The sequence below is a fragment of the Halorubrum ejinorense genome (assembly GCF_039522565.1).
In the GTDB taxonomy this organism is placed as follows: Archaea; Halobacteriota; Halobacteria; order Halobacteriales; family Haloferacaceae; genus Halorubrum; species Halorubrum ejinorense.
Genome location: NZ_BAAADQ010000013.1, coordinates 246,504 through 264,961 on the forward strand (window position 1 = coordinate 246,504; position 18,458 = coordinate 264,961).

The following is an 18,458-nucleotide window of genomic DNA, read 5'->3' on the forward strand; positions in this document are numbered from 1 at the left end:
CGACCGGGACAACGACCGACCGATGACGCCCGAACTCGACGAGATCGATCTCGGAACCGTCCCGCTCGGCCGAACCGGCCTGCGGACGAGCGAACTCCAGTTCGGCACGTGGCGGTTCGGCCGCGTGACCGAGGCGGGGAACGTCGAAATCGACGAGGAGCGCGCCCACGAACTGCTCGACGCCTACGAGACCGCCGGCGGGCGGTACATCGACACCGCCGACGTGTACGGGGGCGGCGACTGCGAACGCTGGATCGGCGACTGGCTCGCCGACCGCGACCGCGAGCGCTACACGATCGCCTCGAAGGTGTACTGGCAGATCCGCGACGGCGACCCGAACAGCCGCGGGACGAACCGCAAGAACGTCCGTCACCGCGTCGACGCGCTCTTAGACCGGCTCGACACCGACTACATCGACGTCCTCTACATCCACCGCTGGGACGACGAGACGCCGGCTCGCGAGCTGATGAAGACGCTGAACGGGCTCGTCGAGTCCGGGAAGGTCCACTACCTCGGCGCGTCGACGCTCCGGCCGAACGCGTGGAAGGTCGCCCGCGCCAACGAGATCGCGCGCAACGAGGGGTGGGAGCCGTTCAAAGTGCTCCAGCCGCGGTACAACCTCGTCGACCGCGAGATCGAGGGAGACTACCTCGAGTTCGCCCGGCAGCAGAACCTCGCCGTCTCGCCGTGGAGCCCCCTCGGGCAGGGGTTCCTGACCGGGAAGTACGACCGCGACGAGGACCTCCCCGAGGAGTCGAAGGCCGCCGAGTCCAGCCGGTTCCAGGAGGCGTATCTCACCGAGCAGAACTTCGACGTCCACGACGAGCTCGACGCCGTCGCCGAGGCGGTCGACGCCACTCCCGCACAGACCGCGCTCGCGTGGCTCGCGCACCGCGACGGCGTCACCGCGCCCATCGTCGGCGCGCGGACGGTCGAGCAGCTTCGCGAGAACCTCGCGGCCGCGGCAATCGACCTGTCCGACGAGCAGGTCGAACGGCTGACCGCCGCCAAGCCCGGTCCGTACGGCGGGCTCTGAGAGAAGCGGTCGCAGTCGCCGGCTACTGCTCGGCGCAGTAGTCGACGAAGTTCCGCAGGATCTTCAGCCCCGTCTCGCCGCTCTTCTCGGGGTGGAACTGCGTGCCGAACACGTTGCCGGCCTCGTTGGCGACGACCGCCGGGAAGTCGACGCCGTAGTCGGCGGTGGCGACGACCGCGTCGGCGTCGTCCGGCTCGGCGTAGTAGGAGTGGACGAAGTAGGCGTACTGCCCGTCGACCCCGTCGACGATCGGGTGGTCCCGCTCGATTTCGAGCTCGTTCCAGCCCATGTGCGGCACCTTCCGGTCGACCTCGAAGCGCACGTTGGTGCCGGGGACCAGATCGAGGCCGGTCACTTCGCCCTCGCCCTCGTGGTCGGCCTCCTCGCTCGTGGTGAGGAGCATCTGCATCCCGAGGCAGATCCCGAAGAGGGGGCGGCCCGCCTCGGCGTGGTCGGTGAGCGCCTCGCGCAGCGGGCCGGCGTTCTCCATCCCTTCCCGAAACGCGCCGACGCCGGGGAGGACGACGCCGTCGGCGGCCGCGAACGCCTCGGGGTCGTCGGTTATCTCGACGGAGGCGCCCGCGCGCTCCAGCCCGCGGGTCGCGGACCGGAGGTTTCCGAGGCCGTAGTCCACGAGGGCGACGGACACCTCTCGATCCGTTGGTGATTCGTCCATGTTACCGATACATCACCTGCGTGGAAGTCAGTTTCCATCGGGGATCCATTACAGAGCAGTATATACTTGTCCGTATATTTGAACAGCAACACTTTTGATAGATCAGTAAAACGCCAATACGTACTCCTCATGGAGCGACGACGCCAATTCCTCAAGGTCGCGGGCGCAGCAAGTATCGTTGGACTCGCAGGCTGTAGCGGCGGCGGTGACGGCTCCGACGGCTCCGACGGTTCGGACGGATCCGATGGGTCCGACGGTTCGGACGGATCCGATGGGTCCGACGGTTCGGACGGATCCGACGGCGGCGACTCACAGATGACGTTCGGCGGCGACGGCAAGGTCGACTTCGGCATCTCGCCGTCGGTCCCGCAGGAGGACCTCGAAGTCCAGTACTCCCCGCTCCTCGACCACGTCGGGAGCTACCTCCAAGAGAACTACGAGGTGCCCGACGGGCTCTCGGTCGAGGGGAACGTCGGTAGCAACTACAGCGCGATCATCCAGTCGCTCGGACAGGGGACGACCGATATCGCGGAGACCGGCCCGTTCGCGGCCGCGCTCGGCGTGAAGACCGGTAACGCGGAGGTCATCCTCCAGCGCTACGGCTACGGCGGGTGGACGTACAAGAGCATCATCGCGACGCCGAACGACAGCGACATCACCGAGCTGTCCGACCTCTCCGGCAAGACGGTCGCGTTCTCCGACCGGCTCTCGACCAGCGGCGCGCTGTACCCGCTGTACAGCATGTCGAGTCAGGGTGACCTCGACGTCGGCGAGCTCCCCGAAGGCAACGGCTCGCAGGCCGAGTTCGACGCGCGCTTCGCCGGCGGCCACGTCGGCTCGTACACCCTGCTCGAGCAGGGCCAGGTCGACGCGGCCGCGATGGGCGGGTTCGTCCGCGACACGAAGACCGGCCCCACGCCCGAGGCGTGGCAGGAAGTCGCGACGACCCTCCACGAGGACGAGGGCCTCCCGCGCGCACCGATGGTCGTCTCGCCCGAGCTGGGCGACGACGTGAAGTCCGCCATCCGAGAGGCGTTCCTGGAGGGCCCGGACAGCATCTACGACGGTGCCGACGGCGAGGACGGCACCGAAGACGACCTCTGGTTCAGCCGCGTCCGCGAGGCGAGTCAGGAGGACTACCAGTCCGTCATCGACGTCGCCGACGAGCTCGGCGTCGGAGCGGACATCTTCAGCCAGTAAGACCCCGCTCGGTCCCCACTTCGGATCGTTTTTCACACGATCGGTCCGTTCTCGGACAAAGTCACACCACATGCCAACGATCGAATTCGAAAACGTCAGCAAGATCTACGACGAGGACACCGTCGCCCTCGACGACGTGTCGTTCACCATCGAAGAAGGCGAGTTCGTCATCCTCCTCGGTCCCTCCGGCGCCGGCAAGTCGACGATGCTGCGAGTGCTAAACGGGCTCACCCAGCCCACCGACGGCTCCGTCCGCATCGGCGGCGAGGAGCTTCAGGGGAACCGCAGCGGGGTCGGAATGGTGTTCCAAGAGCACTACCTCATCGAGAGCAAGACGGCGTTCGGCAACGCGCTGTCTGGCGCGCTCTCGCGGAACGGGCTCGTTCGGAGCGCCCTCGGGATGCACGACGACGCGGACAAGCGGACCGCCCTCGAGGCCCTCCAGACGGTCGGGCTCTTAGACGAGGCCGGCCAGCGCGCCGAGTCGATGAGCGGGGGACAGAAGCAGCGCGTCGGGATCGCCCGCGCGCTGGTCCAGAACCCCGAGATCGTCCTCGCCGACGAGCCGGTCGCCAGCCTCGACCCGAAGGCGGCGCGGGACGTGATGCGCTACCTCAAGAAGGCCGCGACCGAGAAGGACCTCACTACGATCACCAGCCTCCACCAGGTGAACATCGCGCGCGAGTTCGGGGACCGGTTCCTCGGCATCCGCGACGGCGAGGTGATCTTCGACGGCGACGCCGACGACCTCACGATGGACGAGATGGACCGGATCTACTACGGGAGCGCGCAGGACGGCAACACCGTCCCGACCGGCACGACGAGCGAGGAACTGGGCGAGGCCGACGCCGCCGCCGACGGGGGTGAGCGGGCGTGAGCTCGCCGTCCGACTCGGCGATCGACGACCAGTTCCGCGCGCTCGAACGGCTCCGCCGGCTCAAGTACGTCCTGTGGGGCGTGCTGCTCGTCGCGGTCCTCGGCGTCACCTACTGGGGGCTCGGCTTCATCGGCTTCCAGCCGAACGTCGTCGCGGGGCGGCTCCCCGGGATGTACGAGTTCATCTCGACCGGGTTCTTCCCGCCGGACTTCCAGAACTTCACGATCTACACCAAAGACCAGGGGATCACCGGGCTGCGGGCGATCCCCGCGAGCTTCGGCGACGGCGGTGCCCACATCATCGAGAGCTTCCAGTCGTCGCGGCAGTCGCTGGTGAAGGCGAGCCTCGTGACGCTCCTCTTGGGCTTCATGGGGACCGTGTTCGCCTTCCCGTTCGCGCTGATCCTCGGCGTGCTGGGCAGCGAGCGCGTCACGCCGTTCCCCTTCAACTTCATCTTCCGCGGCACCCTCAGCGGCATCCGCGCCATCCCCGCCATCGTCTGGATCTTCCTGTACATCCCCGTCGGCCCGCCGGGACAGGTGACGGCGGTGCTCGCGATCGCGACCGACAGCATCGGGAACCTCGGCCGCCTCTTCACCGACGACCTCGAAGAGATCGAGGAGGGACCGATCGAGGCGATCCGGTCGACGGGCGCGTCGGGCACCCAGACCGTGAGCTTCGGCATGCTGAGTCAGGTGTCCCGCTCGTTCATCGCGTGGACGCTGTACATCCTGGAGATCAACACCCGGATCGCCATCTCGCTCGGCGTCGTCGGCGCCGGCGGGCTCGGGCTGATGATCCGGAACAGCCAGGACCTCTTCGAGTTCCAACAGACCGCGGCCGGGCTGGTGATGGTGTTCATCGTTGTGCTCGGCATCGAGCTCATCTCCTCGCGCATCCGCGCCCGACTCCGCCCGGGCGAACACCAGGGGAAGGGATTCGTCGAGGCCGTCCGCGACCTGTTCAACCCGAAGAAGTGGCTCGGCGTCGGTGACGGTCCCAAGCGGGACTGACCGCGCTCAGAACTCTCCGAGCCGGGACTGGCCGTCCCCGCCGTTCTCGCCCCGTTCTCCGACCCCGCTCAGCTCGGCCGCCCGGGCGATCGTTTCGAAGAAGCCGTCGCGCTGACTCCGGTCGTACAGCGTCGCCGCCGGATGAACGGAGAGGAGCACGCGCCGCGATTCGCCCGCGAGCCGTGCGTCGGCCACGTCGCCCGACTCCGCGGTGATCCCGACGGAGCGGTCGAGGAGGTGCTCGCTCGGCACCTTGCCGAGCGTCACGATCAGCTCGGGGTCGAGTCGCTCGATTTCGCCTTCGAGGTGGCCGCGGCAGTTCCCCAGCTCCTCGCTCGTCGGGTCCCGGTTGTCGGGCGGGCGACAGCGGACGCAGTTCGTGATCCGCACGTCGGCCCGGGCGAGCCCCGCGTCCCGCAGCGCCTCGTCGAGCACGTCGCCCGAGCGCCCCACGAACGGCTCGCCCTCCTCGTCTTCCGTCGCGCCCGGCCCCTCGCCGACGAACAGCAGGTCGGCGTCGGTCGGGCCCACGCCGTCGACGATCCGGCTCCGCGACTCGACTAACGCGGGGCAGCGCTCGCAGGCGGGCACCCGGAGGTCCGCGTCGAGCCCGCCGTCGCCGTGTTCGCTCATGGCGATCGATCCGGCCGGCGTCGTCTAAGTTGCGTCGGTCTCGGCGGCCTCACTCGCCGGCGACCGCCTCGCGGTGGGCGCTCGCCGCGAGCGACGCGACGCGGAGGGGTTCACAGCGTCGGAAGCCGTCGCGCGTGAGCCCGCGGACGGCCGCGGCGGCGCGACCGGGGTCGATCCCGACGGCGCGAACGAACCTGGAGTCGCCGGTCGGCCCGTCGTCCGACGGATCGACCGGAATTCGGGGCGGTAGCGAGCGGTAGGCGTCCAAGCGGGCGGCGAGCGCGTCGCCGTCGAACGCGTCCCGGAGGGCCGGTTCGAGCCCGGGGCTGTCCTCGTAGCTCACGGCGTAGACGGGGCGGTCGAGCGTCTCGGAGAGGCGGTCGAGGTCGAGGACGTTGAACCAGGCCGGCGCGACGCCGGCGCAGGCGACGTGGCGGACGTCCTCGCGGTCGAGGGCGCGCCAGCAGTCGACGGCCGCGTCGGTGGCGTCCGTCCCGCCGACGGTACAGCGCGCGAACGCGACGCCGTCCGGGGTCCCGTCGGCGCGGACGACGACGCCGGCCGCGTAGCTGGCGTCACGAGCGTCGGAGAAGGCGATGCCGAGCGTGCGGCTCGGCGGACCCACTCACGTCTCCTCGGATTTGATCTCTTGGAGCCGGTCGAGGAGTTCGTCGTTCGAGGCGCCGGGCTCGTAGTCGACGGACCCCTCGTGGGTCTCTTGGGCAGCCTGGACACCGTCTTCGTCGTCGAAGTCCGCGTCCAGGTCTTGGTTCTCCTGTTCGGACTCGTCGTAGCTGCCAAAGCCCATTTGTAATGAAAGCTAACGGCGGGTAGCAGATAAATCCACGGTCGGATCGACCGAGCGGGCGGTCCGCCGTTTCGCCCCCGACTGTACGCTTTTGTCGCTCCGCGAGGGAGTGGAGGCATGGAGCCGATCACCGTCACCGCGGACGCGGAGGAGTTCACCTGTAACGCGTACCTCGTCGCCGGGGAGGCGACGACGCTCGTCGACGCGGGCACGATGCCGGGCGTCGACGACGTGATCGCCGACGCGGTAGACGACGCCGGCGCCGAGGGGCTCGACCACGTCGTCCTCACTCACCAGCACCACGACCACGTGGGCGAACTCGACGCGGTCGTCGACCGGTTCGATCCGAAGGTCCTCGCGTACGCCGACCACCCGCTCCGGGACGTGGCGATCGGAGACGGCGACGAGGTCCTCGTCGGCGACGAGCCCTGTGAGGTCGTCTACACGCCGGGCCACGCGGACGATCACGTCTCGCTCGTCGGCGAGGAGCGACTGTACTCGGGCGACGTGGTGGTGTACGACGACGGCGCGTTCTCGGACGGGTCCTTCGGCCGCACCGACATGGCCGGGCAGTCACGGGAGCGCCTGATCGAGAGCCTGCGGGAGATCCTCTCCCGACTGCCGGACACGGTCGGGGGGATGTTCCCCGGCCACGGCGGCGTCTACCGCGCCGCGGACGGGACGGACACCGTCCGCGAGGTGATCGAGCGCGCGACCGAGCGGGCCGAGCGCCGGGAGCCGAAGTACCCGGACGAGTAGGGAGAGAAACTGCGGGCGGGAGACGCGCGGCTCGCGATCGAATGGTCCGTTCGGGAGAAGATCGAAGCCGGTCCGAGGGCGGCCGATTACGCGGCGCGGCGTTCGGTCGCCTTCGGGCGGAGGTTGGTGTAGCCGCACTTGCGGCAGCGCTCGGCCTCGGAGGCGTTGCGGGCGTTACAGCGCATACAGATCTGTCGGTCGAGCATGCGACGTTCGGCGGCGTCGAAACTGGCCATACGTCTACTGGACGGCCGGTGCTGTAAAAGGTTGCGAGACGACGCGCGAAGTACGGACCGCACAGCGGCGCGGGAACGCGGAAGGCGAAGCCGGCTCGAAGCCGGCAGACCGAACGGGCGCGGCGCTCAGGCGCCCGCTTCCGTGAGGGCGGCCTCGATGTCCTCGCGCTGGGTGACGCCGACGAAGCGGTCGACGACCCCGTCGTCGTTCTCGACGATGAGCGTCGGCAGCGAGCGGACCTGGTACTGGTTCGCCACGTCCTGCTCCTCGTCGACGTCGACCTTCTGGAGCTCGAACGCGTCGCCGAGGTCCTCCTGAATCTCCTCTAGGATGGGGTCTTGGGTCTTACACGGGCCGCACCACTCGGCGTGGAAATCCAGCAATCGAACGGTCATAGTCGGCATCAACTATCGCGGGGCCGCGCATAAGGGTTTCCCACTCGTGTACGCGCCGGGGCCGGCCGCCCCGTAGGCGGCGATTGGGAGGGAGAGCGTAGGCGGTGATTTGGAAGGAGGCGTCGCCGGCGTTCGGCCGCGAGCGAAACGTTTAGGACGCGGCGACGACGAGTGTTCGCTATGAGTGGTTCCAACTCCGGCGGGCTGATGTCCAGTGCGGGACTGGTCCGCTACTTCGAGAACGAGGACCGGAACGCCATCGCGATCGACCCCAAGACGGTCGTCGCGTTCTGCGTCCTCTTCGGCGTGTTCGTCCAGATCCTCTCGCTGACGGTCGCGTAGGACCGCCCGATCCGCGGACGAACCGAGACCGCCGCGTAGCGCGCCCTTTTTCCACGCCGCTCCCCGATCAGTTCGTATGAAAGCAGGCGTCATCGCCGTCCAAGGCGACGTGGCCGAACACGCCGCCGCCGTCCGCAACGCCGCGGCCGCCCACGACGAGTCCGCGGAGGTCGTCGAGGTGCGCGACGCGGGTATCGTGCCCGACTGCGACGTGCTCTTGATGCCCGGCGGGGAGTCGACGACCATCTCGCGGCTGATCCACCGCGAGGGGATCGCCCCCGAGATCCGCGACCACGTCGCGGCCGGAAAACCCGTTCTCGCCACCTGTGCCGGCCTCATCGTCTGCTCGCGCGACGCGAAAGACGACCGGGTCGACGCCTTGGGGCTCGTCGACGTCTCCGTCGACCGCAACGCGTTCGGCCGCCAGAAGGACTCCTTCGAGGCGAGGGTACCGATCGCCGGGCTCGACGACCCCTTCCACGCGGTGTTCATCCGCGCGCCGGCGATCGACGAGGTCGGCGACGGGGTCGAGACCCTCGCGACCGTCGACGGGCGGCCGATCGCGGTCCGGAACGGTCCCGTCGTCGCCACCGCGTTCCACCCGGAGCTCACCGACGACTCGCGGATCCACGACCTCGCGTTCTTCCCCGACCGGGAGGTGGTCGCGTGAGCGACCCCGACGCGGACCGAGGCGCCGACGCGCCGCCAGAACCGGTGCTCGACGACCTGTTCGCCACCATCGAGTCGCGGAAGGCGGAGCTGCCGGAGGGGTCGTACACGGCGTCGCTTTTCACCCACGAGAAAGGCGAAAACGCCGTCTTAGAGAAGGTCGGCGAGGAGTCGACGGAGGCGATCCTCGCGGCGAAAGACGACGACCGCGAGGAGCTGACGGCCGAGAGCGCCGACCTCGTCTACCACCTGCTCGTCCTGCTCGCGATGAAGGACCTCGACGTCGACGACCTCCGCGGAGAGCTCCGCGACCGGTTCTGACTCCGACGAGCGAGAGCGACGCGGGGTCCTATCGCTCCCGTTCGAGTTCGCGGTCGATCTCGTCGATATCCTCCGTCTCCAACTCCTCACCGATCCGCCGTTCGAACTCCGCCTCGCTGATCTGTCCCTCGACGTACTGCTGACGGAGGCGGTCCTGCCGGCTCGTCGCGGCGTCGACCGACGACGATCCCGAGCCGACCGAGTCGACGCCGAGCGAGTCCCCGTCGTCGCCCAGCAGCCACGACCCGGCCTTGTACGCGACGTAGACGATCCCCGCCAGCACGGCGAGCTGGACCGCGGACGTGACCGCCCAAACGGTGATTCCGAGCAGCGCGGAAACGACGGTTCCGACGACCGAGATCCCGATCAACACCGCGATCGCGATCGCCGCGTAGTAGAGGGCTTTTTTTCCGTCCATACCGCGGCGTCGGGCGGCCGGGCGCAAATACCTTCTCCCGCGAGTTCGTGAAAACCGACTTCCGGAGGTGCCACGGCCCGGAACAACGGTACGTATGAGTAGTATATCGAACGCGGACGCGTCAGTTCCTATGCTGATTGACAGCTGTGAGTAGCAGACGCTTACCGCAGGTTCAACGGCTAACTGCCACCGAAGGTACAGTTATACTTGTTCGTTCAAATAAGATTCATATCAGTATGAGCGAGCGTGTCATCGACATCTCGTCGGATTCGGTATCGGCTCGGTCCAGACGCGGGTTTCTGACGGCGCTAACGTCTTCGGCCGGCCTGCTCGCACTCTCCGCCGGGTCCGGGGCGGCGTCGAAGAATCCGAGGACCGGCGCGACGCTGCGGGATACGTCCGAGCAGGCGGAGACCGAGATTCCGCCGTACCCGGACGACCCGTTCATCCAACCGGCGTTCGGCATCCAGTACCTGCTGGGATGGGAGAACTTCGGCTGGGAAGCGGCCAGTAACGGGGATATACAGGAGACGGTGCTCGGTCTACACCCAGACGTGCTCGCTTTCGACCAGTTGCTCAAGTACGAGTACGGTCGAATCGACGACTCGTTTCGGGGGTACCGCCGGCAGTTCACCCTCGCGGAGAATTTGAACCTCCCCGCGACGTCGGGGATGAACGTTCACATCGAAACGGACGAAGAGAAGGCCCAGTCTCGGTACGGACCCGTCGCGGAGGAGTCAGGGTGGGAGTTCCCGGACGGCACCCCGGTGGAGTCGCCGTTGGACATCCTCGGTGAGACGTTCGACGGCGAGCCACATCAGACCGAGTTCGAGTTCGAGACGCTGGGAACCCCTTCAGTATTCGCACCGGGCAGCCTGGAGTTGCTGCTCAACGCTACTGTCACTCAGTTCGAAAGTGGGTACTCGGGCTTCTTCGTCGACGGTGTCGGCGTGTTCCGGTTACACGGGCTGGACTTCTCGCGGTGGGCCCGGTCCGCGTTCCGGTCTCACCTCGGGTCGCTCTCCGGGGACAAGCTGTCGACGTTCGGCGTCGACGACCCCCAGTCGTTCGACGTTCACGAGTATCTGAGGGAGAACGGGCTCGCGCCGGAGGATGACGCCGACCCACGGGAGGACCCCGTCTTCCGGGAATACCTGCTCCACCAGCACGAGGGGATCGACGGCTGGTTTGAAGACTACCGGAGTCACATTGAAGAGGAGTTCCCCGAGCGGACCGAGAACGGTGACATCGCGCTGTACGCGAACCAGTTCACGGGGAATCTACGCAATCCGCAGGCGCCGAACATTTATGTCAGCGATTCGATGGACATGATATACACGGAGCTGTTCCCGACTGGCGATCCGGCGTCCGACGTGAACTACAAGATCATGCGGTCGGTCGGGAACTTCTCGAAGCCGGTTATCGCGAAAGGAACCCTCTCTGCCCGTAGTCGATCCCTCCCGGAGGAAATGGACCCGCGTGCCGCGAACGACACGTTCCAGCGGTTCCAACTGGCAGAGGCTTACTCGACCGGGGCCCGTTTCCAACTCCCGTTGACGAACAGGCAGGGATACTCCGAGGAGGAGTCGGTGACGAACTGGGTGAACGGCGACGGCGTCGTCCCCGAAGAACTGTCCTCATTCGTCGATTTCCTGTGGGCCCACAAGCGGTTCCTCACCGGTCTCGAACCGGCCGGGGACGTGGCGCTAGTCTGGTCGCTTCCCACTCACGTCTGGCGCCAAGATCGGTCCTGGGATTTCGGCGGCGACGACGAGAGGGGTCCGGTCGACGCGTTCACGGGGGCCGCGAACGCCCTACGAGAAGCGGGCTTCACGTACGACGTCCTCACGTTCGGCCACCCGCGCCTCTGGGACGACGCCGACCAGTTAAGCCGGCTCTCGGAGTACGATTCCGTGGTACTAGCCGGCGTGGAGTGCCTATCAGACGAGCAGGTCGCCGCGCTTCGGACGTATCTCGACGCCGGCGGGACGATCCTCTGTACGGACGCCGTGCCCGACCGAGACTCGATGTACAGACCCCGGAGCGACGTCAAGCCGCTCTTCGAGAGAGACGGCGCGGCAGTGGTAACGGGACCCTTTGACCGCCAGCGAGAGTCGGAGGACGAGTCTGAGAGTCCGCTACCGGGCGCGTTGGAGGAGCGCGGCGTCGAGCCCGCTCGGCGGACGGACGACGCCGATATCGCGGTTCACGCGCACAGCCAGTCCGACCCGGACCGGACCGTGATTCCGTTGGTCAACTACGATTACGATCCGGAGAGCGACTCGGTCTCGACGAAGTCTGAGGTCCGCGTGCGACTTCCAGAGACGGCGGACACGGAGGCCGCAGTTCGGTACTACTCTCCTGGCGAGACCACCGACTTGGAGGTCGCTGAGCGGGAGGGATCGCGACGCGTGACCGTGCCGAAGTTGGTCGAGTGGGGAATAATCGTGGCGGCAGAAGCCCCGGAGGATCTCGCGCCGGAGACCTCGGAGGGGTCCGCTCTCGACGCTATCGAAGCCGCGCGTGCGTCGATTAAACAGGCGGACGAACGGGACGAGGTAACTCGCGCAGACCTCGTGGTCGGAAACTCGAAGGCACAGGCCGCGGAGACGGCGATGTCGTTCGAAGCGTACGGGCAGGCCAAGGCGGCCGCGGCCGAGGCAATCGACGCAGTAGGCGGCAGGGTTGACGAGGGCGGTGCCGAAGCGGCGGAGGCCGAAGGGGAGAACAACGACGACGAGAACGTGTCTGACGAAGAGAATGCCACGGGCGGTAACAGAAGTGAGACGGATGACGACACTCCGGGGTTCGGGATCGGAACGGCGGTGACGGCGCTTGGAGGCGCCGCGTATCTGTTGAAGAGTCAACTGTTCGGTGGCGGAGGCGACAAGAAATCCTCGTGACTTCGCTGTACCGACCCGAACCGGCTCCGGATGACTCGCTCCACGCGAAATTCGGCAGGGCTCCGCTCATGGGTGAGGCTCCGGGCTAATCGGGGCCTCGCGACGGCGGACTTTTCTCCGGCACGGTCGAACTACGAGCGGAGACACTGTCGTGAACGACACCGACTCGTCTGAGTCCGAAACGGGAAACGGGCCGACCCGCAGGGCTGTACTCCGGCGGATCGGACCGCTGGCAGTCGGTGCGGTCGCGATGACTCCCGGTTGTATCGACCGCAGGAGAAACGACGCGAGCGAGGGGAGCGTCGACTGCGACCCCGGTCCGCCCCTCATCGCGCACCGCGGCTTCGCGGCCGAACACCCGGAGAACACGGTGGCGGCCGTCGAGGCCGCGACCGCCGTCGTCGACCGGATCGAACTCGACGTCCGGCGCTGTGGCACCGGCGAGCTCGTCGCCTTCCACGACGCGACCCTCGGCCGGGTGACGGACGCGGCCGGCCGCGTCGACGAGACGCCGCGCGAGCGACTCGCGGGCCTCTCGGTCGAGGGGTCGGGCGAGCCGGTACCGACGCTCGCGGCCGCGCTCGACGCCGTCCCCGCGGACGCGTGGGTCCTGCTCGACGTGAAGGAGCGGGGGATCGCGGCGGACGCGCTCGCGGTCGCCGCGGGTCGCGACCACGGCCTCGCCGTCACCGCCGACGATCCCGCCGTGATCGAGGCCGTTCGCGCGGCCGACCCGGCGGTCGAGACCGTCTACGGCGTCCGCGAGTCCGTGCCGGCGCGGTTCCTCCGGCCGCTGATTCCGGGCGGGTCCGCGGGCGCGGGGCTCCCGGAGTGGGCGTACCCGCCACAGGACGTGCGGGCGATGGTCGAAACGGCGACGAGACTGGGCTGTGCGGCGGTGTCGCCGCGGTACGAGCTCTGTCTCCGGACCGACATCGTCTCGCACGCGAGAGACGCCGGACTGCGGGTGCTACCGTGGACGGTCGACTCGGTCCGGGAGTACGAGGCGGTCGCGGCCGCCGGCGTCGACGCCGTCGTCTCGGACGTCTCTCGCGGACCGCGCGAGACGTGACAACGGAGTGGTGAGAGCGGCGTAGAGCCGCCAGAAAGGTTATTCGTGCGGCTCACATGCTCCCACGAGATGAATCGGCACTCCGACGCCAGCGACGGCGCAGGCGGGGCCGACGGGAGAGAATCGCCCGACCGGACGCCGGCGAACGGCGTCGACCGACGGACGGTCCTCGGCGCGCTCGCGGGCGCCGGGAGCGCCGCGGTCGCCGGCTGCTCCGGCTCGCGGCCGGACGACGCCGCGACGACCGACCTCGACTCGGACCGGCTCGACGAGCTCGCGGCGCGGTTCGCGCCGACGGTGTACTTCGATTCCGCGGAGCCGTGGTTCCCGACTGACCCGCGCCCGTACGCCGCCGAGGAGGACGGCGAGACCGTCGTCGACGGGTTCGCGGCGTTCGACGGCTACCACGAGCGGTACGACGAGGCGGGCGAGCCGCCGGACCCCACGGTGTTCTACAACGGGATGCGGTACGAGGACTCGCCGCTCGCGGTCGTCCAGTTCTGGTTCTACTCCGCGTTCGACCAGTTCACGGCGAACTTCCACTGGCACGACTGGGAGGTGCTCCACGTCTTCGTCGACCTCGACGCGGGCGACCCCCAGCTGTACGTCGCCAGCTCGCACTCCCGGAGCGTCCCGAACAACGAGTTCCTCGACCCGGACCCGGGCGTCGTTCCGCGGATCCTCTCCGAGCTCGGCTCGCACTCCAGCACGCTCTCGGTCAACGAGGACGCCGACAGCTTCCAGCGCGTCGGCGAGGAGGGCCTGCTCGCGGACATCACGAACACGACGATCGACACCGTGGAGGACCTCCTCGGGATCCCGATCGCGTACGGGCTCCCCCGCGACGAGGGGGCGCGGCTCCCCTTCGTCGTCCCCGAGTACGAGGGGGAACCGATCTACGAGCACCCGGACCTCCCCTCCGTCAGCGAGGAGTCGCTGGTCGACGGCGCCCTGGCGGTCCGCTCGCTCGACGCGCTGCGCTCGCCGCCGACCGACCTCCCGCTCCGGGAGACGGGGACGGCCTTCCGCCACGCCGACCGGGAGGACCCGGTCGCGGACGAGACCGCGGACGAGGTCGTCGAGTACGAGCTCGTGGAGAGCGCCGAGCTGGAGGAGATCGCGGCGTTCACCGGCCCGCAGCTCAGCTTCGAGTTCGCGGTCCCCCAAGCCGTCGAGGACGCCGTCGCGAGCCACATCACGACCACCGGCGTGCCGTGGGAGCAGCCCCGCTACGAGAACCCCGCGCTCGACGTCACCGCGGGGAACCACCGGTCGGAGATGGCGGCTCGGTACGACGCGATCGCCGACGACCCGTCGTTCGGCGACGACGCGGCCGAGGCGCTCGACGCCGTCGTCGCGCGCGTCACGCAGGCGACCGAGAGCGACGACGCGCCCGACGGCGAGGGGCTGACGACGACCGAGACGAACGTCGAGTCGTTCGTCCTGATCGAGAGCGACCCCGAGGCGGTCCCGACGTTCGCCGGCGGCGTCGCGGTCGCGAACGGCGTCCCCGAAGGCGGCCATCGCTTCACGGTCAACGGCGCCGGTCGGGCGCCTCACAGCGAGGCCCTGACCGTCTCCGCGGACGAGCCCGTGACGACCGCGGGCGTCGACGGCGAGATACCGCTCGTCGCCCGCGAGGACGCGCGGAAGGTCGAAGTCGACGACGCGGAGAGCGACGTCGACCTGACCCGGACCGCGATCGAGGACGACTTCGCCGGGCGGATCTACGACTCCGCGGTCGACGGCAGCGACGCGGCCTACGTTCACGCCGGCGGCGCGTACACGACCGAGGTCCGCGACGCCGACGACGAGATCGGCGCGTACCGCGTCAATCCGGACTCGGCGGGGTCGGAAAGTGACGACGGCGACGACTCGGGCGGGGATGAGGGACGAGACCCGATCCGGATCGACCGCCCGGAGACGGGCGCGGCCCCGCTCGCCGGCTACGTCGCCGACGTGGCCGAGGAGACGCGCGCCGCGGTCGCGGCCGCGGCGGCGGAGAGCGACGACGGTGACGACTCCGGCGGCGGAAGCGACGGCGGCTCGGGCGGTCCGTCGAACGCGGTCAACGGGCTCGAAAAGGCCCTCGCGGCCGCGGTCGAGGCGGCGGAGCGGGCAGAGGAGCGCGCCCGCGAGGGCGACCGCGAGGGGACAAACCGCCAGCTGGGGAACGTCACCGAACGGATCGCACGGATCGAAGAGCGGCTCGCGGCCGCGCGAGAGGGGCTCCCGCCCGGGCTGGCGAACGCGACCGGAAAGCGGATCGAGCAGGCGACCAAGCGCGTCGAGCAGGCGCAGAACTCGGAGAAGCTGTAGGACGACCCGCGCCCGGCGCCCGTCCGTGCCACCGCTCACCAACGGATGGAAAGCTATAGGGCGCCGAATCGACCACGCGTATATAAGCAGATGTCTCAGGAGGGATACGACCACGCGACGGTGGAGGAACGCTGGCAGGAGGCGTGGGACGACGCCGCCGTCTACCACGTCCCGGACGACGCCGAAGACCCGACGTACGTCCTCGGGATGTACCCGTACCCGTCGGGGAAGCTCCACATGGGCCACGTCCGCAACTACACCATCACGGACGCGTACGCCCGCTACCGTCGCATGCGCGGCGACGACGTGCTCCACCCGATGGGGTGGGACGCGTTCGGGCTGCCGGCCGAGAACGCCGCCAAGGAGCGCGACACCAACCCCCGAGACTGGACGTTCGACTGCATCGACACGATGAAAGGGCAGATGAAGTCGATGGGGTTCGGCTACGACTGGGAGCGCGAGGTCACCACCTGTACCCCCGAGTACTACCGGTGGAACCAGTGGCTGTTCGGCCGGTTCCACGACGCGGGGCTCGTCGAGCGCCGCGACGCCGAGGTGAACTGGTGCCCCTCCTGTGAGACCGTCCTCGCCGACGAGCAGGTCGAGGGCGACGCGGAGCTGTGCTGGCGCTGTGACACCCCCGTCGAGACCCGCGAGCTGGACCAGTGGTTCCTGAAGATAACCGAGTACGCCGACGAGCTGTTGGAGGCCATCGACGGGCTGGAAGGCTGGCCCGACTCCGTGCGCCAGATGCAGCGCAACTGGATCGGTCGGCAGTACGGGAGCGAGGTCGATTTCGAAGTTGAAGGCCACGGCAGCGTCACCGCGTTCACGACCCGGATCGACACGATCCACGGCGCGACGTTCTTCGCCATCGCGCCCGACCACCCGATCGCGCAGGACCTGGCGGAAGAAGACGACGCGGTCCACGAGTTCGTCCACCACGAGGCCGACCCGGACGGCGACGAGCCGAACGGCGTCGAGACCGGCCTCACCGCGACGAACCCCGTCACGGGCGAGGAGATCCCCGTGTTCGTCGCGGACTTCGTCCTCTCGGACGTGGGGACGGGCGCGCTGATGGCGGTGCCCGGCCACGACGAGCGCGACCACGCGTTCGCGGAGAAGATGGGCGTCGAGATCCGCCCCGTGATCGCCCCCGAGCCGGACGACTGGGACGGCGAGACGGTCCCGGACGCGCCGGACGTGAGCGACGAGGCGTTCACCGACGACGGGGTCGTGATCGACTCCGGCGAGTACACCGGCCTCGACAGCGAGACCGCGCGGGAGCGGATCACGGCCGACACCGAGGGCGCGGCGGAGACGACCCAGTACCGCCTGCGCGACTGGGGCATCTCCCGGCAGCGCTACTGGGGGACGCCGATCCCGATCGTCAACTGCGACGACTGCGGCGCGGTGCCGGTCCCAGAGGGGGACCTGCCGGTCGAGCTGCCCGAGTTCATCAACACGACCGGGAACCCGCTGGACGCCGCCGACGAGTGGCAGGAGACGACCTGTCCCGACTGCGGCGCGCCCGCGACCCGCGAGACCGACACGATGGACACGTTCGTCGACTCCTCGTGGTACTTCCTGCGGTACGTCTCGCCGGGGCTGGCGGACGCGCCCTTCGACCTCGACCGCGCGAACGACTGGATGCCCGTCGACCAGTACGTCGGCGGCATCGAGCACGCCGTGATGCACCTGCTGTACTCGCGCTTCTTCACGAAGGTGCTGGCCGACGAGGAGGGGCTGGAACACCGCGAGCCGTTCACGAACCTGCTCGCGCAGGGGATGGTCCAGCTGGACGGCGAGAAGATGTCGAAGTCGGTCGGCAACACGGTCTCGCCCCAGCGCATCGTCGACGAGTACGGGGCCGACACCGCGCGGCTGTTCATGATGGAGGCCGCCCAGCCCGAGCGCGACTTCGACTGGTCCGAGGAGGGCGTCAAGTCCACGCACCGCTTTTTGACCCGGCTGAACGACCTCGTCGCCGAGTACGCCGCGGGCGACGTGGCGCTCGCCGGCGACGGCGACGCCGCGGCCGCCGACCGCGATGAGATCGACGCGTACGTCGCCGACGAGACCGACGCCGCGGTCGCCATCGCCGGCGCGGAGTACGACGACCTGACGTTCAACGTCGCGCTCCGCGAGGCGCAGGACCTCGTCCGCACGCTCCGGAGCTACCGCGAGTACGCCGACCCGCACCCCGCCGTCTTCGAGCGCGGGGTCGACGTCGCGGTCCGCCTGCTCGCGCCGGTCGCGCCCCACCTCGCCGAGGAGCTGTGGGAGACGCTGGGCCGCGACGGGTTCGTCGCCGAGGCCGACTGGCCGGCGGCGAGCGTCGACCGCGACACCGTCGAGCGCCGGCGCCGGCTGGTCGAGAACACCCGCGAGGACGTGCGCGACATCGTCGAGGTCGCCGGCATCGAGGACCCCGAGCGGATCGACGTCGTCGTCGCGCCGGACTGGAAGTACGACGCGCTTTCGATCGCGATCGACAGCGACGCCGACAACCTCATCTCGGAGCTGATGGCCGAGAGCCACATCCGCGAACGGGGCGACGCGGCCGCCTCCTACGGACAGGACCTCCAGGCGAACCGCGAGGCGCTCCGGGAGACGCTCGACGGCGACGCCGAGTACGACGCCCTGCGCGCGGCCGCGTGGCTGATCGAGCGCGAGTTCGACGCGCCGGTCAGCGTCGAGCGCGCGGCCGACGCCCCCGACGACGTGGTCCGGAAGGCGGAGCCCGGTCGCCCCGCCATCGACATCGTGGAGTGACGGAG

Annotated in this window: 19 protein-coding genes; 12 read left to right on the forward strand and 7 right to left on the reverse strand. The window is 68.9% G+C overall.

The features are described 5' to 3' along the window. Positions 1–22: 22 nt before the first annotated feature. Positions 23–1,036 (forward strand): aldo/keto reductase, encoded by a 1,014-nt coding sequence (locus tag ABDZ89_RS11965; RefSeq protein WP_343779339.1) that lies wholly within the window; start codon positions 23–25, stop codon positions 1,034–1,036. A gap of 22 nt (positions 1,037–1,058) precedes the next feature. Here ABDZ89_RS11965 and hisH read toward each other — a convergent pair whose 3' ends face one another. After that, positions 1,059–1,712 carry an imidazole glycerol phosphate synthase subunit HisH gene (gene hisH / locus ABDZ89_RS11970; protein ID WP_343779341.1) on the reverse strand — a complete coding sequence of 218 codons (654 nt, stop codon included), beginning with the start codon at positions 1,710–1,712 and terminating at the stop codon, positions 1,059–1,061. A 129-nt stretch (positions 1,713–1,841) separates the two neighbouring features. On the opposite strand from hisH, the gene phnD reads away from it, so the two are divergent. From phnD to ABDZ89_RS11985, 3 genes are all read left to right on the forward strand, one after another. After that, positions 1,842–2,912, forward strand: a complete 1,071-nt coding sequence (gene phnD, locus ABDZ89_RS11975; protein ID WP_343779342.1) for a phosphate/phosphite/phosphonate ABC transporter substrate-binding protein — start codon at positions 1,842–1,844, stop codon at positions 2,910–2,912. A gap of 70 nt (positions 2,913–2,982) precedes the next feature. Then, positions 2,983–3,789, forward strand: coding sequence for a phosphonate ABC transporter ATP-binding protein (phnC, locus tag ABDZ89_RS11980; protein ID WP_343779344.1), 807 nt, complete (start codon positions 2,983–2,985; stop codon positions 3,787–3,789). After that, on the forward strand, positions 3,786–4,802 hold the full coding sequence (locus ABDZ89_RS11985; protein WP_343779346.1) for a PhnE/PtxC family ABC transporter permease: 1,017 nt from the start codon (positions 3,786–3,788) through the stop codon (positions 4,800–4,802). The genes phnC and ABDZ89_RS11985 overlap by 4 nt, the downstream gene beginning before the upstream one ends. A 6-nt stretch (positions 4,803–4,808) precedes the next feature. Here the strand turns inward: ABDZ89_RS11985 and ABDZ89_RS11990 are convergent, their stop codons facing one another. From ABDZ89_RS11990 to ABDZ89_RS12000, 3 genes are read right to left on the reverse strand one after another with little or no spacing between them, the layout of a single operon-like run. After that, on the reverse strand, positions 4,809–5,435 hold the full coding sequence (locus ABDZ89_RS11990) for a uracil-DNA glycosylase (protein ID WP_343779349.1): 627 nt from the start codon (positions 5,433–5,435) through the stop codon (positions 4,809–4,811). A gap of 49 nt (positions 5,436–5,484) precedes the next feature. After that, positions 5,485–6,060 carry an endonuclease dU gene (locus ABDZ89_RS11995; RefSeq protein ID WP_343779351.1) on the reverse strand — a complete coding sequence of 192 codons (576 nt, stop codon included), beginning with the start codon at positions 6,058–6,060 and terminating at the stop codon, positions 5,485–5,487. Further along, positions 6,061–6,243, reverse strand: coding sequence for a DUF5786 family protein (locus ABDZ89_RS12000; RefSeq protein WP_006629442.1), 183 nt, complete (start codon positions 6,241–6,243; stop codon positions 6,061–6,063). It abuts the gene before it with no gap. Positions 6,244–6,360: 117 nt separating this feature from the next. On the opposite strand from ABDZ89_RS12000, the gene ABDZ89_RS12005 reads away from it, so the two are divergent. After that, complete coding sequence (locus ABDZ89_RS12005; RefSeq protein ID WP_343779353.1) at positions 6,361–7,002, forward strand: MBL fold metallo-hydrolase; 642 nt, start codon at positions 6,361–6,363, stop codon at positions 7,000–7,002. 86 nt (positions 7,003–7,088) lie between these two features. Here ABDZ89_RS12005 and ABDZ89_RS12010 read toward each other — a convergent pair whose 3' ends face one another. Together ABDZ89_RS12010 and ABDZ89_RS12015 are read right to left on the reverse strand one after the other, a co-directional pair. Then, positions 7,089–7,238 (reverse strand): 50S ribosomal protein L40e, encoded by a 150-nt coding sequence (locus ABDZ89_RS12010; RefSeq protein ID WP_017342016.1) that lies wholly within the window; start codon positions 7,236–7,238, stop codon positions 7,089–7,091. A 126-nt stretch (positions 7,239–7,364) separates the two neighbouring features. Continuing rightward, the gene (locus tag ABDZ89_RS12015; RefSeq protein WP_004598787.1) at positions 7,365–7,634 is read right to left on the reverse strand and encodes a thioredoxin family protein; all 270 of its coding nucleotides are present in this window, start codon (positions 7,632–7,634) and stop codon (positions 7,365–7,367) included. 180 nt (positions 7,635–7,814) lie between these two features. Here ABDZ89_RS12015 and ABDZ89_RS12020 point away from each other — a divergent pair, with 180 nt between their 5' ends. The 3 genes from ABDZ89_RS12020 (at position 7,815) to hisE (ending at position 8,966) form a co-directional block, all read left to right on the forward strand. After that, complete coding sequence (locus ABDZ89_RS12020) at positions 7,815–7,976, forward strand: preprotein translocase subunit Sec61beta (RefSeq protein ID WP_004598786.1); 162 nt, start codon at positions 7,815–7,817, stop codon at positions 7,974–7,976. A 76-nt stretch (positions 7,977–8,052) separates the two neighbouring features. Further along, positions 8,053–8,646: a pyridoxal 5'-phosphate synthase glutaminase subunit PdxT gene (pdxT, locus tag ABDZ89_RS12025; protein WP_343779357.1), complete on the forward strand. Its 594-nt coding sequence runs from the start codon at positions 8,053–8,055 to the stop codon at positions 8,644–8,646. Continuing rightward, positions 8,643–8,966, forward strand: a complete 324-nt coding sequence (hisE, locus tag ABDZ89_RS12030; protein ID WP_343779358.1) for a phosphoribosyl-ATP diphosphatase — start codon at positions 8,643–8,645, stop codon at positions 8,964–8,966. Before pdxT ends, hisE begins: the two co-directional genes overlap by 4 nt. 28 nt (positions 8,967–8,994) lie before the next feature. Here the strand turns inward: hisE and ABDZ89_RS12035 are convergent, their stop codons facing one another. Further along, entirely contained in the window at positions 8,995–9,384 is a 390-nt protein-coding gene (locus tag ABDZ89_RS12035) for a hypothetical protein (protein ID WP_343779359.1), read from the reverse strand. 146 nt (positions 9,385–9,530) lie between these two features. On the opposite strand from ABDZ89_RS12035, the gene ABDZ89_RS12040 reads away from it, so the two are divergent. The 4 genes from ABDZ89_RS12040 to leuS all read left to right on the forward strand — a co-directional run bounded on the left by ABDZ89_RS12040 (position 9,531) and on the right by leuS (position 18,453). Then, entirely contained in the window at positions 9,531–12,287 is a 2,757-nt protein-coding gene (locus tag ABDZ89_RS12040) for a PGF-CTERM sorting domain-containing protein (RefSeq protein WP_343779362.1), read from the forward strand. Between the two features lie 250 nt (positions 12,288–12,537). Next, complete coding sequence (locus tag ABDZ89_RS12045) at positions 12,538–13,359, forward strand: glycerophosphodiester phosphodiesterase (RefSeq protein WP_343779364.1); 822 nt, start codon at positions 12,538–12,540, stop codon at positions 13,357–13,359. Positions 13,360–13,428: 69 nt separating this feature from the next. Next, positions 13,429–15,678 carry a hypothetical protein gene (locus tag ABDZ89_RS12050; protein ID WP_343779366.1) on the forward strand — a complete coding sequence of 750 codons (2,250 nt, stop codon included), beginning with the start codon at positions 13,429–13,431 and terminating at the stop codon, positions 15,676–15,678. A gap of 90 nt (positions 15,679–15,768) precedes the next feature. Next, complete coding sequence (leuS, locus tag ABDZ89_RS12055; protein ID WP_343779369.1) at positions 15,769–18,453, forward strand: leucine--tRNA ligase; 2,685 nt, start codon at positions 15,769–15,771, stop codon at positions 18,451–18,453. The last annotated feature ends 5 nt before the right edge of the window (positions 18,454–18,458 follow it).

What these genes read in the sequence shown, in the direction of transcription:
- ABDZ89_RS11965 (WP_343779339.1), top strand. Translation starts at nt 23, where the DNA reads ATGACGCCCGAACTCGACGAGATCGATCTCGGAACCGTCCCGCTCGGC.
- hisH (WP_343779341.1), bottom strand. Translation starts at nt 1,712, where the DNA reads ATGGACGAATCACCAACGGATCGAGAGGTGTCCGTCGCCCTCGTGGAC.
- phnD (WP_343779342.1), top strand. Translation starts at nt 1,842, where the DNA reads ATGGAGCGACGACGCCAATTCCTCAAGGTCGCGGGCGCAGCAAGTATC.
- phnC (WP_343779344.1), top strand. Translation starts at nt 2,983, where the DNA reads ATGCCAACGATCGAATTCGAAAACGTCAGCAAGATCTACGACGAGGAC.
- ABDZ89_RS11990 (WP_343779349.1), bottom strand. Translation starts at nt 5,435, where the DNA reads ATGAGCGAACACGGCGACGGCGGGCTCGACGCGGACCTCCGGGTGCCC.
- ABDZ89_RS12000 (WP_006629442.1), bottom strand. Translation starts at nt 6,243, where the DNA reads ATGGGCTTTGGCAGCTACGACGAGTCCGAACAGGAGAACCAAGACCTG.
- ABDZ89_RS12005 (WP_343779353.1), top strand. Translation starts at nt 6,361, where the DNA reads ATGGAGCCGATCACCGTCACCGCGGACGCGGAGGAGTTCACCTGTAAC.
- ABDZ89_RS12010 (WP_017342016.1), bottom strand. Translation starts at nt 7,238, where the DNA reads ATGGCCAGTTTCGACGCCGCCGAACGTCGCATGCTCGACCGACAGATC.
- ABDZ89_RS12015 (WP_004598787.1), bottom strand. Translation starts at nt 7,634, where the DNA reads ATGACCGTTCGATTGCTGGATTTCCACGCCGAGTGGTGCGGCCCGTGT.
- ABDZ89_RS12020 (WP_004598786.1), top strand. Translation starts at nt 7,815, where the DNA reads ATGAGTGGTTCCAACTCCGGCGGGCTGATGTCCAGTGCGGGACTGGTC.
- pdxT (WP_343779357.1), top strand. Translation starts at nt 8,053, where the DNA reads ATGAAAGCAGGCGTCATCGCCGTCCAAGGCGACGTGGCCGAACACGCC.
- ABDZ89_RS12035 (WP_343779359.1), bottom strand. Translation starts at nt 9,384, where the DNA reads ATGGACGGAAAAAAAGCCCTCTACTACGCGGCGATCGCGATCGCGGTG.
- ABDZ89_RS12045 (WP_343779364.1), top strand. Translation starts at nt 12,538, where the DNA reads ATGACTCCCGGTTGTATCGACCGCAGGAGAAACGACGCGAGCGAGGGG.
- ABDZ89_RS12050 (WP_343779366.1), top strand. Translation starts at nt 13,429, where the DNA reads ATGAATCGGCACTCCGACGCCAGCGACGGCGCAGGCGGGGCCGACGGG.
- leuS (WP_343779369.1), top strand. Translation starts at nt 15,769, where the DNA reads ATGTCTCAGGAGGGATACGACCACGCGACGGTGGAGGAACGCTGGCAG.